12 protein-coding genes are annotated in these 15,970 nt (G+C 34.7%); 7 read left to right on the top strand and 5 right to left on the bottom strand.

The features are described from left to right. Positions 1–13: 13 nt before the first annotated feature. Positions 14–1,219: a hypothetical protein gene (locus tag QO200_RS14240; protein ID WP_371541141.1), complete on the bottom strand. Its 1,206-nt coding sequence runs from the start codon at positions 1,217–1,219 to the stop codon at positions 14–16. A 551-nt stretch (positions 1,220–1,770) separates the two neighbouring features. Between QO200_RS14240 and QO200_RS14235 the strand changes: the two genes are divergently transcribed. From QO200_RS14235 to QO200_RS14225, 3 genes are read left to right on the top strand one after another with little or no spacing between them, the layout of a single operon-like run. Then, on the top strand, positions 1,771–3,153 hold the full coding sequence (locus tag QO200_RS14235) for a TolC family protein (RefSeq protein WP_371541139.1): 1,383 nt from the start codon (positions 1,771–1,773) through the stop codon (positions 3,151–3,153). Between the two features lie 12 nt (positions 3,154–3,165). Then, positions 3,166–4,119, top strand: coding sequence for an HlyD family secretion protein (locus QO200_RS14230; RefSeq protein ID WP_371541138.1), 954 nt, complete (start codon positions 3,166–3,168; stop codon positions 4,117–4,119). Positions 4,120–4,121: 2 nt separating this feature from the next. After that, positions 4,122–5,282 (top strand): ABC transporter permease, encoded by a 1,161-nt coding sequence (locus tag QO200_RS14225; RefSeq protein ID WP_371541137.1) that lies wholly within the window; start codon positions 4,122–4,124, stop codon positions 5,280–5,282. Between the two features lie 58 nt (positions 5,283–5,340). Here the strand turns inward: QO200_RS14225 and QO200_RS14220 are convergent, their stop codons facing one another. The 4 genes from QO200_RS14220 to QO200_RS14205 all read right to left on the bottom strand — a co-directional run bounded on the left by QO200_RS14220 (position 5,341) and on the right by QO200_RS14205 (position 10,494). Continuing rightward, on the bottom strand, positions 5,341–6,975 hold the full coding sequence (locus QO200_RS14220) for an ABC-F family ATP-binding cassette domain-containing protein (RefSeq protein WP_371541135.1): 1,635 nt from the start codon (positions 6,973–6,975) through the stop codon (positions 5,341–5,343). 167 nt (positions 6,976–7,142) lie between these two features. Beyond that, the gene (locus tag QO200_RS14215; protein WP_371541134.1) at positions 7,143–8,606 is read right to left on the bottom strand and encodes an alanine/glycine:cation symporter family protein; all 1,464 of its coding nucleotides are present in this window, start codon (positions 8,604–8,606) and stop codon (positions 7,143–7,145) included. 309 nt (positions 8,607–8,915) lie between these two features. Then, the gene (locus QO200_RS14210; RefSeq protein WP_371541133.1) at positions 8,916–10,091 is read right to left on the bottom strand and encodes a GlmU family protein; all 1,176 of its coding nucleotides are present in this window, start codon (positions 10,089–10,091) and stop codon (positions 8,916–8,918) included. Between the two features lie 151 nt (positions 10,092–10,242). Continuing rightward, the gene (locus QO200_RS14205) at positions 10,243–10,494 is read right to left on the bottom strand and encodes a type B 50S ribosomal protein L31 (protein ID WP_371541132.1); all 252 of its coding nucleotides are present in this window, start codon (positions 10,492–10,494) and stop codon (positions 10,243–10,245) included. A 231-nt stretch (positions 10,495–10,725) separates the two neighbouring features. Here QO200_RS14205 and QO200_RS14200 point away from each other — a divergent pair, with 231 nt between their 5' ends. The 4 genes from QO200_RS14200 to QO200_RS14185 all read left to right on the top strand — a co-directional run bounded on the left by QO200_RS14200 (position 10,726) and on the right by QO200_RS14185 (position 15,934). Continuing rightward, on the top strand, positions 10,726–11,268 hold the full coding sequence (locus QO200_RS14200) for a DUF4199 domain-containing protein (RefSeq protein WP_371541131.1): 543 nt from the start codon (positions 10,726–10,728) through the stop codon (positions 11,266–11,268). Between the two features lie 3 nt (positions 11,269–11,271). Further along, a complete protein-coding gene (locus QO200_RS14195) occupies positions 11,272–12,228 on the top strand; it encodes a glycosyltransferase family 2 protein (protein ID WP_371541129.1) in 957 nt (318 codons plus the stop codon). A gap of 149 nt (positions 12,229–12,377) precedes the next feature. Then, complete coding sequence (locus tag QO200_RS14190) at positions 12,378–14,105, top strand: phospho-sugar mutase (RefSeq protein ID WP_371541128.1); 1,728 nt, start codon at positions 12,378–12,380, stop codon at positions 14,103–14,105. Then, positions 14,105–15,934, top strand: a complete 1,830-nt coding sequence (locus tag QO200_RS14185; protein WP_371541126.1) for an ABC transporter ATP-binding protein — start codon at positions 14,105–14,107, stop codon at positions 15,932–15,934. The genes QO200_RS14190 and QO200_RS14185 overlap by 1 nt, the downstream gene beginning before the upstream one ends. Positions 15,935–15,970 lie beyond the last annotated feature (36 nt).

Below are 15,970 nucleotides of genomic sequence, written 5' to 3'. Positions count from 1 at the left end.
ACTTTCTGTTACTCTACTGTTCCTCTTTTTTACTTTTAGAATTATTAGACCTTCTGGTTTCTCGAGCTGACTGTCTTATTTGGCGGTTAGTTTTAATAGCTGCAGATGGAGATGGAGTTACTTGCCGTCTTGTTGACGGTATACGCTGTTGTCTTGTCGGCTCCCTTTTCTTCGTTTCTGTTGACGGCTGTACTTGACGCCTTGTCGAAGGTTGCACTTTTCGTCTTGTCGATTCACTACTCTGCTCTCTTGTTGATTGCTGATTACGCGATCGATTAGAAGGTTGTACCTGACGTCTCGTTGATTCTCTATTTCGCTCTATTGTGGAAGGACGAACTTGTCTGGACGTCGCACTGTTTTCTCTTGTAATTTCTTGTCTCGAGAGTCTTCTAATCGGAGCATCAGGTCTTTTAAATACTCTTCCATCATAGGTATTTCTATAAGTTCCGCTCGTTCTGTTTCTTTCTACGATACGAGAGCTTGTGCGTCTTTTTTGATAATAAGAATAATTAGCAGGATATCTAACATAAGCAACTCTTCTAAAATAAGGACTTCTATAATAATGATAGTGAATATCCCAATAGTTATAATATAGGATAGGACTCCATGGAAAGTAATATCTAGGATAATATCCCCAATGCCAAGGCGAGAGATATACTGAAAATGGTGGTGAGAAAATATACGCTATTATAGGCCAGCTATCCACATAAACAACAGTGTTGCTATAGTTATTTTCTCTAGCAATTACTGTTTGATCACCTACGTAGCCAGGGTTAGGAGTTTCGACGCTACTATACGAAGGCTCCACAATATAATCTTCCCCGTACAAAGCCTCATCTCCAATAACTTGCACAATAACTCTACCCGAATTATTTTTACTCACTTCAATTACAGCAACATCCTGAAATTCAGTACTACTAACTGCTACACGAAGCACTATAGAATGAAAGTGACCTTGATCATAACTGAACACTGAGATATAATCAACCAAATTGTCATTATTCAAATCCAAATTATTAATGTTAGAATCCTTAGAGTTAATTGCTCTTTCAAATTCCTCTAATGTTTTTGAATCCTGAAAAACATCCAAAACCGCATACAGATTAAGGTTATCCCCAGGCAAGCCCAAAGCAGTAGCCTCAATTGGCGTTTGCGAAAATAATGAACTACTGGACAACCCAATAATTAATAATAGCGTAGTTAAAACTAACTTTTTCATGGTTTAAAATTTTAAATATTGTTAACACACTCAACTACAAGGTACAAAATATAAAAAAAACAATTAACTAATAATCAGTATTTTAACTATTTATTTCTGTCGTAAAAAGATATGTAGGGCATCAATTACAATCCGATATAGGAAGTGACCTCGCAGTACTAAAAAAAGTAACTAAATAAATCCTACGCAGTTTCTATACTCCCTCCATGTAAATTTCGATTCTAACAAAGAAAATTAATGATCAACTACCTCCATTTCTTTCCTAATACTCATTTCATTGCGTGCCAAGAAAACATAGCATTTCAAAATTTATTTGATATCGTTTGACAAAGCTGAGTCCAGTTAAAGCAATACCATTGCTAAAATTAGACATCTATAACGAAATTAAAAACCACCCGCCTATGACACTACTTTTACTAAAGTGTCATAAGTTAGTCCGAATAACATTTCTATTTTTGTAATAAATTGATATCTAATTTCATATATTTATATGATCAGTACGCAAAAAGACTCTCACAACAATTTATCCTACCACGGAAACACAAATTAAGATGAAAAAATATGTAGCTCTTTCCATTCTTATTCTTTTATCATTCGCTGGCTTTGCCCAGATCAACGTTTCTACATCTTTGGAAAAAGCAATTGAAAAAGCAATTGAAAAAAATAGTTCTATTAAAAATAAAGAACTTGAAATTGAAAAATTAAATCTACAGGAAAAAGGTGTCTGGAATAAATACATCCCAACTGTGGATGCGACTGCTATTTATTCCTATTTTGATAATCGGCTGACCATAGACCTCCCTACTGCAACTATTCCTATAGTTAATTACCCCCTATTTGACGGAAAAACAGCTTTCGATAATTATGGAAATCTTTTCAACGGGAGCGTAATGGCAAAAACGGTGTTGTTTAGCGGCTTGCAAATTCCAAACGGAGCCAAAGCACTTCAACAAAAAACCAAAGGAACAGAGTATCTGAAAGAATCTGAAAAAGATGGGGTCATAAAAGAAGTCATCAACAGTTTTGATCAGCTCGCCTTATTAAATGAAGTCGAAAAATTAGTAAATGACAGTGATAAAAGATTGCAGACAGAAACGAAAAGAGTTACAAGAGCAATTGAAGAAGGACTTGCCATTCCTTATGACAGAGATAAAATAAAGTTAGCTTCATTAGAATTAGAGTCAAAAAAAATTGAATTGGAAGGAAAACGGAAATTAGTCTATAAAAAAATTCAATACCTGACTGGTTATTCCGTTTCTGAGATTGACGCGGTTCAATATAATCTAGTTCCCTATTTAATTGCATCAGATAAATTATCTACCGAAAACAAACAGGAAATTAAAGCGCTAGAGTCTTTTAAAATGGCAAATGAATTTCTATTAAAAAAGGAAAAAGGAACTTTCCTTCCTACTTTGGGCGCTTTTGGTGGAGTTTCTTATTCTAGTCTATTTAATGCCCAAACTACGACCCCAATAATTACCGGAATAAACGAAGCATTGTATTTAGGATTGAACGAAATGACAATCAGCCAAAATTGGGTTGTTGGTGCCGCAATGAAATGGGAAATTTTTGCTGGTTTTGAGAGAAAACATAAAGTCCATGAAGCCAAAATAAACATTGAACAAATTCAAAACCAGATTGATGACACAAAAGAGAAATTACAACTGCTCTTAGAGAACAACTTTGTAAATTATTCGGTTTTAAATCAAAAAATTGAAATTGCAGAACAGCAAGAAAAGGCTGCGGCAAACAATTTGAACATGGCAACAAAACAATATAAAGAAGGTTTAATAACTGTCTCTGAACGTTTAGAAGCTGAAAATGATTCCTTCAAAGCCTCGGTCAATAAAATAAATATTTTAATCGAACAACGATTATCAGCTATTGAAACTATCATAGCCACTGGAGAATTAACAAAAAACCTATCACAATAAAAGCTGGAATTCATGAGAAAAATAATCGCTTTACTGATTCTTGCAACTCTTTTTATTAGTTGTGGAAAAATGAAAAATGAAAATCAAATTCAAGGGGAAATTGAAAAAGAGCAAATTGCCGTAGTGAGTAAAATTCCCGGTAAAATTTTAAAAATATTTGTAAAAGAGGGAGATTTGGTAAAAAAAGGAGACACCTTGGCCATTTTGGACATACCTGAAGTCGAAGCAAAAAAGACCCAGGCAGAAGGAGCTTTAACTTCGGCAAACGCACAATACAATATGGCCGTAAACGGAGCAACCGACAATCAAATCAAACAACTGGAAGCTAAAAAAAGAGGACTGAAAGAACAGTATGAATTTGCCCAAAAATCAATCAAACGACTAGGCAACATGCTTAAAGATTCATTAGTTTCACAGCAAACCTACGATGAAACGTTTGCAAAATATCAAGGGGCACTAGCACAGTACAATGCCGTTCAAGCAGAATTAGACGACGCCAAAAACGGAGCAAGAAAAGAACAGCAAACCATGGCTCTTGGCCAACAAAACAGAGCTATAGGCGCTTTGCAAGAAGTGGAAACAGCCAACAAAGAACGTTATATTATTGCTCCACAAGACATGAGCATCGAAACCATAACTTTAGATCTTGGCGAATTAGCATTAGCCGGATACACTTTATTTAACGGCTACATTACCAATAGTACCTATTTCCGTTTTACGATTCCAGAAAACAAATTAAGTAGAATAAAAAAAGGACAAGATATAAGCGTGCATGTTGTCTATAATAACAAAGACATCAAGGGAACGGTTACCACAATCAAGCAATTGGGAGCTTACGGAAATATTGCTACCGCTTACCCAGATTACGAAATGCAGGAAAGTTTATTTGAAATAAAAATAAGCCCAATAAACATTCAAGAAACCAAAGAATTAATTTCGAAAACAACAGTAACTTTAACACTATAACAATGCAAATTTTTTTAGATCTTCTCAAAAGAGAATTCAAGTTATTTTGGCAAAACAAAGTACTTCGACTGTTGTTTATTGGAGCTCCGCTGCTATATGGAATAATGTTAGGCTATGTTTATGAAAAAGGGAAAGTGACGAATTTACCAATACTGGTTGTGGATGAGGACCAAAGTGAAATGAGCGCAACAGCAATCCAAATGTTTGAAGATAATGAAGTGTTACATATTGCTTCTCTTCTTTACGACCAGAAAAACATTTCGGAAATTACCATTCAAAAAGACGCTGCCTGTGTGGTCATTATCCCCAAAGGATTTGAAAAAATGGTACTCACAAGGAAATACCCCGAGATTGTCACTATTGTAAATGCATCTAATATTTTGACGGCTAATTATGCATCATCGGCGATTCAACTTTGTTTGGGGACATTAAAAGTGGGAGTTCAACTAGAAACATTACGCAAACAAGGCGTCCCCGAAAAGATAATTAGCTCACAATATGAACCGTTTAAAACTACCTATATAAAAAAATACAATCGCAGTTCCAACTACATGTATTTTCTTTGGCCAGGAGTTTTGGGTGCCGTTTTGCAACAGGTTTTACTTCTTGGCCTAGCGCTTTCCTTTGCTTCAGAATTTGAACTAGGAACATTTAAAAATTTAATAGAAAAATGCCCCTCATTAATTAAATTGATTGCCGTAAAAATTATACCCTACTTAATAATGAGTTTTGGTCTTTGGATTTTATACTGGTTGTTTACGCTTTGGTTTAGAATCCCAGTTTATGACAACATCTTTCCGCTTACAATTGTTGCAGGAATTTTTATTGTTGCTACCAGTTTTATGGGGATTTTAGTCAGTATCATGATACCATCACAAATTAAAGCCACCGAAGTTTTGATGGTAGTTGCAACACCTAGTTTTATATTAAGTGGATTTACTTGGCCCTTAAGCCAAATGCCTATTTGGGTTCAAGAAGTTGCAAATGCAATTCCGCTAACTCATTTCTTAAAAGCTTTTCGGGTATTAATTATAGAAAGAGGAAACTTTTCGCAAACCCATGACTCCATTATCAATTTGTTAATTATAAGTTTTATATGTGGCATTCTCTCCTACATCGCTTTGTATTTTAAAAAGAAAAATGTTTTGAAAACCGAAGTTTAATCCAATAAAAAAGGCATAAGAATGAACTTACGCCTTTTTTGTTTCAATTTTATAAAAATTATTTCTCTATTTCTTTCATGCTATCCATTTTCTTATGTGCTAAGAAACCAGTTATATCTTCAAAATGCTCTACTACTCTTTTGTTTCCAAATTCAAAAACCTTCGTCGCTAGTCCGTCAAGGAAATCCCTGTCGTGAGAAACTAAGATTAAAGTTCCGTCAAAATCACGTAGTGCATCTTTAATGATGTCTTTCGTCTTCATGTCCAAGTGATTTGAAGGCTCATCCAGAATCAACAAGTTAACTGGCTCTAACAATAATTTAATCATTGCTAAACGTGTTTTCTCTCCTCCTGAAAGCACTTTTACTTTTTTAGTCACATCATCTCCGTGAAACATGAAAGCGCCTAAGATATCCTTAATTTTAGTTCTTACATCCCCTACTGCGATATCATCAATAGTTTCAAAAATAGTTGCATTCTCGTTTAATAAAGCAGCTTGATTTTGAGCAAAATAACCAATTTGCGCATTATGACCAATCTCCAGACTTCCCGCATCAATACCAATTTCTTTCATGATGGCTTTAATCATTGTCGACTTTCCTTCACCATTTTTTCCAACGAAAGCTACTTTTTCGCCTCTTTCGATAACAATATTAGCATCCTTGAAAACCACATGGTCTCCATAAGCTTTTGAAAGGTCTTTTACAATTACAGGGTATTGACCTGAACGAACTGCTGCAGGAAATTTTAATTTTAATGCCGAAGTATCTACTTCATCCACCTGCACTATAACCAACTTTTCTAACATCTTAACACGGGATTGAACGGCATCTGTTTTAGAAAAAGTCCCTTTAAAGCGGTCAATAAAAGTTCTATTGTCAGCAATCATACGTTGTTGTTCATCGTACGCTTTTTGCTGATGAATACGTCTGTCTTTACGCAATTCTAAATAATGGGAGTACTTCGCTTTATAATCATAAATACGCCCCATAGTAACTTCTATAGTACGATTTGTTATATTATCAACAAAAGCTCTATCATGGGAAATTACCACAACTGCTTTGGCCGAATTAATCAAGAAGTCTTCTAGCCATTGGATACTTTCAATATCCATGTGATTTGTAGGCTCATCCAGTAAAATCAAATCTGGTTTTTGCAAAAGGATTTTAGCTAACTCAATTCGCATTCTCCATCCTCCAGAAAATTCAGAAGTCTGTCTTGTAAAGTCCTCACGAACAAAACCCAACCCGATTAATATTTTCTCTACTTCAGCTTCATAGTTCACCTCTTCAATTGCATAGAATTTCTCGCTTAAGTCAGAAACGCGCTCAATCAATTTCATATATGCATCACTTTCATAATCCGTACGAATCGTCAATTGCTCGTTGATTTCATCTATCTCCGCTTTCATACCGAAAATTTCGCCAAATGCTTTAGAGGTTTCCTCCATAACAGTAGCTCCGTCAGTAGTTAGCAAATGCTGAGGCAAATAAGCCACCACTGCTTCTTTTGGTGCTGAAATATTTCCTGTTGACGGCTTGCTTTGTCCGGCAATAATTTTAAGAAGTGTCGACTTTCCTGCTCCATTTTTACCCATTAGGGCAATCTTATCATTTTCATTTATAGCAAAAGAGACATCGCTAAAAAGGGTGGTTCCACCAAACTGTACTGAAATATCGTTAACTGTAATCATTGAATTGTAAATTTGTAGATTCGGCTATTCGTTACCATGAAAACCGATTTGTTTTAAAAAGTGCAAAGATAGATTAAATAAGTAGTTTGTTTGCAATAAAATAAAAGCTTCCAGAAACAGAATAAAGATCTGATCTCTGGAAGCTTTTAAAGGTCGTAACAAAAAAACTACTCTTGTTTATTTTTATTTATTGTATGCCATATATGCGCATTTGACACCCCAATATCTTCTGGATTAAAAACAGGGTCTTTGCCCGCCTTTCGTTGTTTTTCGTAATCCTTCAAGGCTAACAATGCAGGCTTTTGTAGAAGAATAATGGCAATAATATTAAACCACGCCATTAGTCCAACTCCTAAATCTCCAATATTCCAAGCTAATTTTGCTTGATTGATAGAGCCATACATAATCACGACCATCATTAATACTTTAAGTAAATGACTGTATATAGGAGAATTCAGATTCCTTGTCAAATAAGCGATGTTTGTTTCTGCAATATAGTAATAGGCCAAAATTGTAGTAAATGCGAAGAAAAATAATGCAATCGCAACAAAGTAAGAACCAAAACCAGGAAAAACACTATCCATGGCGCTTTGTGTAAACCCAGGGCCGGCAGAAACATTTTCTGCTCCCTGATATAAAAACTGCGTAGCACCATTAGCTCCTAACACAGGATTTTGAACATTGTATTTACCAGTGATTAGTAACATAAATCCAGTAGCTGAACAAACTAATAAAGTATCGATATAAACCGAGAATGATTGTACTAAACCTTGTTTAGTGGGATGCGAAACATTTGCTGCTGCTGCAATATGCGGTGCTGTACCCTGTCCTGCTTCATTAGAATAAATCCCTCTTTTTACACCCCATTGAATGGCTAAACCAAAAACAGCTCCAAAACCAGCTTCCATATTAAAAGCACTTCTAAAAACCAAAGCAACGACTCCTGGAAGTTGATCGATATCAATCGCAATGATCACCAATACTATAATAATGTAACCAATGGCCATTATTGGAACAACGAATTCAGTAAACTTGGCAATTCTTTTTACACCACCAAATACAATAGCACCAAATATTAACGCTACTACAATTCCTGATTTCCAAGTTTCTATTTCGAATGCATTCTGTATTCCGTCTGCCACAGAATTAGCTTGAACTCCTGGTAATAATACCCCTGCAGAAACGATAGAAACTATCGCAAACAAGATACCAAACCATTTCACTCCTAACCCTCTCTCAATATAAAAAGCAGGTCCACCACGAAATTCACCTAAATGTTTCTCTTTATAAATTTGTGCCAAAGTAGCTTCAACAAAAGCGGTGCTTGCCCCTAAAAAAGCAACCATCCACATCCAGAATAAAGCGCCAGGCCCTCCAAAAGCAATCGCCGTAGCTACCCCTGCAATATTCCCTGTACCCACTCTACCTGCAAGAGACATTGATAATGCCTGAAAAGAAGAAACTCCAGACTCAGAGCTTTTACCATCAAATAATAATCGGAACATCTCTTTGATATGACGCACTTGCAAGAAACGTGTTCTTATAGAAAAATAAAGCCCAGTTCCTAAACACAAAGCGATTAAAGCATTACTCCAAACAAAATCATTTAATACTCCAATAATCTCTTCCATAAATTTATTTTACATTAATAATTATCAAAAAAAGAGCAAAACAAACGTTTTGCAACTTTTTTTTGATAAAACTATAACATATGAATAAAAAAAACTAACGAACAGCTATATAAAATAACAGAAACTGATTATTTAACTAAAAAAAACTCACCAATAAAAAGAGTGCTTTTTAAACAAAACCCCTACTTTTAACAAAATACTCAATGTTTATTGAAATAATTATCAAAAACCAACAACTCTCACAACAAAAAAATGCTTCATTAGTAGATAATGAAGCATTTTAAATATTTTACAAATAGATTAAAGCATTTATTCTTTTCTCCATTTTTTTGTCTCTTCGAACACATGCTCTAAAATTGCCGCTTCTTTCTCGTCAAAATCTAAATTTCTACGACTCATTACGATTCTTGCCGTTTCAAATGCTTTTTTAGTGATGTAAGTAGAAAAACCAGAAGCACCACCCCAAGAAAAACTCGGTACAAAATTACGCGGAAAGCCACTACCAAAAATGTTTGCACTAACCCCTATTACGGTTCCTGTATTAAACATGGTATTAATTCCACACTTACTGTGATCCCCCATCATCAACCCACAAAACTGCAGTCCGGTTTTAGCAAAACCTTCTGTTTCATAACTCCATAGTTTTACTTCTTCATAGTTGTTTTTCAGATTCGAATTATTACTGTCAGCGCCAATGTTACACCATTCTCCCAGTACTGAATTTCCCAAAAAGCCATCATGTCCTTTATTAGAATAAGCTGAAATAACAGAGTTGTTTATCTCTCCGCCTATTCTAGAGTAAGGTCCTACAGTAGTAGCACCATATACTTTGGCCGCCATTTTAACTACAGCGCCTTCACACAAGGCAAATGGCCCGCGGATTACGGAACCTTCCATAATCTCAGCATCCTTCCCTATATAAATAGGGCCTGAAGAAGCATTTAAAGTAACAAACTCTAGCTTTGCTCCTTCTTCGATAAATATATTTTCGTGCCCAAGTACATTGACACTTTTCGGAATTGGTTTTGATTTTCTATCTGCCGTCAAAAATTCGAAGTCTTCGCGAATCGCAGCATCATTTTTTGAGAAAATATCCCAAGTATGCATCACAGTTAAACAGTCATCATTGTATTCAATAATCTCATAAGAATCAAAATTAACTTCTTCCTGATTTTCATCTGTATAAAATGCAACAACTTCTTCTCCTTTAAAGATAACTTGATTTGGCTCTAAATTGATCACCATTTCGACCAGAACAGCATTAGGAAGAAAAGAAGCATTAATCATTACATTCTCTTCTAACTCTACCATTGGATATTTATCTGATAAATATTCCTCAGTTAATGTTGTAGTAGTAGAACCCAAATGCATTTCCCATTTTTGACGAATTGTCATAATCCCAATTAGAATATCAGCTACAGGACGCGTAAAAGTAAAAGGCAACAAGGCATTTCGAGCGGGTCCGTCAAAAAGTATGTAATTCATAATATTTATATTTGTGGAGGGTCAAGTGTCAACTTGGCCGTACATTAATTTATTTTTAAATAAAGCTCAAAGTTACAAAGTTTTCAAATAGATAAAAATAAAAAAGCCTCCCAATAAGGAAGGCTTTAGTATGTTTAAAAACAAGCTACAATTATTTAGCGTGTTTAGCGTATTTAGTTTTGAACTTGTCAATACGTCCTGCAGTATCGATAAGTTTGTTTTTTCCTGTGTAAAAAGGGTGAGATGTTCTAGAGATCTCTAATTTTACAACTGGGTATTCAACACCGTCAACTGTAATTGTTTCTCTTGTATCCGCAGCAGATTTAGTGATAAAAACGTCTTCATTCGACATGTCTTTAAATGCAACTAATCTGTAATTTTCTGGGTGCGTACCTTTTTTCATCTTTTTTTATTTGTTTGGCTATAACTTGTTTTGAAGCTTTTCTTTCAACAGAAAAGGTGTAAACTCATTATAACTTTTTGTTTTACACTATTATTTTGAGTGTGCAAATTTACAATTATTTTTCAATAAACAAATCTTTGTTTCATTTTTTTTATTAAATCGTAAAAACTGTTTTTTGTAGCCCAATATATCGGGAATTGTTATATTTGTGGATTAATAAATAAAGTCTCTATGGAAAAAAGTGTATCCCCAGGCAAGTCTGGACTAGTATATGGTGTGTTATTTGGTGTTATAATGGTTCTCGAATTTGTAATTATGTACATAATAGGTATGCGATCCTTAGTAGGGACGAGCGCCGGAGTGATTGTCAACATTGCTAATTACTTAATACTACCCTTACTATTCATCTATTTAGGATGCATCAACTATAAGAAAAATTTAAATAACGGCTTCATTTCCTTTGGTGAATGTCTAAAGGTAGGAGTATCTATCACATTTATAGCAGGACTAGTATATGGTATATTTAATATTGTCTTTAATTATGTTTTTCCTGAGTTTATTAATGAGATGATTTCTATTTCTAAAGATGCAATGATTAAACAAAACCCTAGCATAACGAGTTCTGATATGGAAACGGGACTTGCAATGATGAAAAAATTCATGAATCCTCTAATTGTCTTTCCAGTTACAATTGCAATGTATTCGTTTATTGGATTGATTTATTCGTTAATTGTTGGTGCAATTGTAAAAAACCAAAATCCCCAAAGCCTTTAATTAATGAATTTATCCATACTCATACCCCTTCTTAACGAGGAAGAATCACTAAAAGAGCTTTATACCTGGATTATTAAAGTGATGCAATCGAACAATTATTCCTATGAAATCATTTTTTTAGATGATGGTAGTACGGACAATTCCTGGTCGATTATCGAAGAATTTGCAGCTGAAAACCCAAATGTAAAAGGAATCCGTTTCATGAAAAACTTTGGCAAATCCCAAGCTTTACACGCTGGTTTTGCTAAAGCAAAAGGCGATGTTATCATAACAATGGATGCCGACTTACAAGATAGTCCTGAAGAAATTCCGGGACTATACAATATGATTACTTCCCAAAACTTTGATTTAGTTTCTGGCTGGAAAAAGAAGCGCTACGATTCTGTGGTTGCTAAAAACCTACCTTCAAAATTATTCAATTGGGCAGCCAGAAAAACGTCTGGTGTAGAACTAAATGATTTCAATTGCGGTTTAAAAGCCTACAAAAATATAGTCGTAAAAAACATTGAGGTATCGGGCGAAATGCACCGTTACATTCCGGTTTTGGCAAAAAATGCCGGTTTTGGGAAAATTGGAGAAAAAGTGGTACAGCATCAAGCTAGAAAATACGGGGAAACTAAATTTGGAATGGAACGTTTCATAAATGGCTTCCTAGATTTAATTACGATTTGGTTTCTTTCCCGTTTTGGAAAAAGACCAATGCATTTATTTGGAGCCATGGGATCATTAATGTTTATTATTGGTTTTTTATTGGCAGGATACATTGGAGTATCAAAACTATACCATATGTATTTAAACATGCGCTATAGCTTAGTTACTAATAATCCATGGTTTTTTATTGCCTTAACTACAATGGTACTGGGTACTCAATTGTTTTTGGCAGGATTTCTTGGCGAAATAATTTTACGCACAAAAAGCAACGAAGAACGCTATAAAATTTCGAGTGAAGTTAATTTATAACTCGACACTGACAGTATCGACATAATACGCTATAATTGAACACATAGAGCGTACCACCGATTCGAGAATAGGAAGTTGCTTCAAAAACGAAAGCTGACAATGCAGTCAGTATTTTTAAAATTTAAACTAAAAGCTTAAAACATATATAAATGGAAATCAAACAAAACATTTTGAATGCGGCAAACGAATGGTTAACTCCAACATTTGATGCAGCAACACAGTTAGCTGTAAAAGAATTAAAAGCCGGTTCTCCAAAAGAACTAGAAGAGAGCTTCTATAAAGATCTTGAATTTGGAACTGGCGGAATGCGCGGTGTAATGGGCGTTGGAAACAATAGAATCAATAAATACACCCTTGGAAAGAGTACTCAAGGACTTTCTGATTACTTACACAAAGCTTTTCCTAATCAACCTCTAAAAGCGGCCATTGCCTATGACTGTCGTCATAATAGTGATACTTTAGCAAAAATAGTTGCCGATGTTTTCTCTGCAAACGGAATAGAAGTATTTTTATTTTCAGAATTAAGACCAACACCAGAATTGTCATTTGCCGTTAAGCATTTAGGATGTCAATGCGGAATTGTACTTACAGCATCTCACAATCCTCCTGAATATAACGGATACAAAGTATACTGGGAAGATGGCGGACAAATTGTTCCCCCAGAAGATGCAGCAATTATAGGTACTATCGAAAAGCTAAACTTCAATCAAATTAAGTTTGAGGCTAATGAAGATTTAATTCATTATATAGGTGCCGAAGTAGATGCCGCTTTCATAAAGTCATCTATTGAAAACGCAAGTTTTAACACTCCCGCTGAAGCCAAAGAAAACCTAAATGTTGTTTTTACTTCATTGCACGGGACTTCCATAACACTAGTTCCTGACACTTTATCGCAAGCGGGTTACACCAATGTGCATATTGTAGAAGAGCAAAGAGTTCCAAACGGTGATTTCCCAACTGTAAAATCTCCAAATCCAGAAGAGCCAGAAGCCTTGACGATGGCTTTAGCTTTAGCTGATAAAACAAATGCAGATATCGTTATTGGGACTGATCCTGATTGTGACCGTTTAGGAGTTGCTGTTCGTAATAACGAAGGTCAAATGACTTTGTTAAACGGAAATCAAACTATGATTTTGATGACTGCATTTCTATTAGAAAAATGGAAAAATGCAGGCAAACTAAATGGAAATCAATTTGTTGGTTCGACGATTGTCTCTACTCCAATGATGATGGAATTAGCTACAAACTACGGCGTAGAATGCAAAATTGGATTGACTGGATTTAAATGGATTGCCAAAATGATCAAAGATTTTCCTGCTCAGGAATTCATTGGCGGTGGCGAAGAAAGTTTTGGTTATATGGTAGGCGATGCAGTACGTGATAAAGATGCCGTTGCCGCTACCCTATTAATATGTGAATTAGCTGCGCAAGCAAAAGCTAAAGGAAGTACCGTTTATAAAGAGTTATTGCAATTATACGTTGATAACGGATTCTACAAAGAGTTCTTAGTTTCTATCACCAAAAAAGGAATCGAAGGACTGCAAGAAATAAATCAAATGATGATTGACTTGCGTGAAAACCCATTAAAAGAAATCAACGGACAAAGAGTGATAATAGTCGAAGATTACCAATCTTCTATAGCAAAGAACATATTAGACGGTTCAGAAACTACAATGGACATTCCTAAATCGAATGTATTAATTTATTACACAGAAGACGGATCTAAAATTTGCGCAAGACCAAGCGGAACGGAGCCTAAAATAAAATTCTATATCAGCGTCAATACTATATTAGATTCAGTTGATGATTTCAAAGAAGTAGAAGCTGTTTTAGATCAAAAAATTAAAAATATTATTATTGCAATGCAATTGAACTAATGGATAAAAGTTTATTAAAATTAATACCTTATACAAAACCATATAAGTCACATATCATCTGGAATGTGGTGTACAATGTTTTATACGCATTGTTTAGCACTATTTCTATGCTTACTCTTCTTCCCGTACTTGAAGTACTTTTTGGTAAAACAAAAGCAGTACTAACTAAACCAGTATATACAGGAATAGGAGACATAAAGCAGTTTGGTACGGATTATATGTATTACCAAATTTCAGCACTTACAAAAGAGAACAGCATTCAAGTTGCGCTTTTATTTGTAGTCTTAATGGTAATAACCACATTTTTATTAAAAAACGTATTTAATTATTTGGCTTCACATCATATTATGCACCTGAAGAATGGTGTTTTAAGAGATTTGAGAAAATCTATGTATAATAAAATCATAGAATTGCCTATATCTTACTATTCTGAAAAAAGAAAAGGAGATATCATGGCACGTATGCTTGGTGATGTCAACGAAGTACAGAATTCGTTTTTCTCCATTCTAGAACTAGTTGTAAAAGAACCGCTTACTATTGTTTTTGCATTAGCAACGATGTTTATAATAAGTACAAAACTAACTTTGTTTGTTTTAATTTTCATGCCTATTTCAGGATGGATTATTTCAAAATTAGCCAAAAACTTACGAGCAAAATCATTGCAAGCACAAAAAGAAAGTGGATTCTTAATTTCTATTGTTGATGAAACTTTAGGAGGATTGAAAGTAATCAAAAGCTATAATGCTGAACCTAATTTCAAAAATAGATTTAATGATTCGGTAACGAGATTATTAAATTTAACGAATAGCATAGGAAGTAGAAACAATCTAGCCACGCCATTAAGTGAATTTCTAGGAGTCACAACCATAGCCGTTTTACTTTTCTATGGTGGTAATTTAGTTCTTATCGAAAAAACGCTAGATGGATCTGCTTTTATTGTCTATCTAACATTGGCATTCAATATTCTTACCCCGGCCAAAGCAATCTCTAAAGCATCGTATTCCGTAAAAAATGGATTAGCGGCTGCAGAGCGCGTTTTTGAAGTTTTGGAAGTGGAAAACGAAATTACATCGAAAGAAAATGCCATTGTAAAAAATACTTTTGAGTCAGACATCACGATCAAAAACATTAACTTCAAATACGAAGACGAAAATGTCTTAAAAGACTTTTCACTTCAAGTTAAAAAAGGACAAACGGTAGCACTGGTAGGACAATCAGGTAGCGGAAAAAGCACCATTGCTAATCTATTGACCCGTTTTTATGATGTCAATGAAGGGATAATCAGTATCGATGGAATAAACATACAAGACCTAAACCTACAGTCTCTTCGTGGACTAATGGGGCTGGTTACGCAAGACAGCATTTTATTTAATGACACTATAAAAGCAAATATTTCATTAGGAAAACTAGATGCTACAGATGATGAAATTATTGAGGCCTTAAAAATTGCTAATGCTTATGAATTCGTACAAGAATTACCAAAAGGCATTCACACTAACATTGGAGACAGCGGAAATAAACTTTCTGGTGGTCAAAAACAAAGACTTTCAATCGCTCGTGCAGTTTTAAAAAATCCTCCAATTATGATTTTGGATGAGGCTACATCAGCACTAGATACCGAAAGCGAAAAATTTGTTCAGATAGCCTTGGAAAACATGATGCAAAACAGAACGTCTATTGTAATTGCTCACCGTCTTTCGACCATTCAAAAAGCAGATACTATTATAGTGATGCAAAAAGGAAAAATTGTAGAACAAGGGAACCATGACGAATTAATGGCGCTGAATGGAATGTACAATAAATTAGTTACTATGCAGTCATTTGAATAATGGCTGTTAATTTTTTTGTTCAAGGTTTATCCATCA

Source organism: Flavobacterium sp. Arc3 (genome assembly GCF_041431375.1).
Classification (GTDB): domain Bacteria; phylum Bacteroidota; class Bacteroidia; order Flavobacteriales; family Flavobacteriaceae; genus Flavobacterium.
This window is presented reverse-complemented; position numbering and strand designations above follow the sequence as displayed.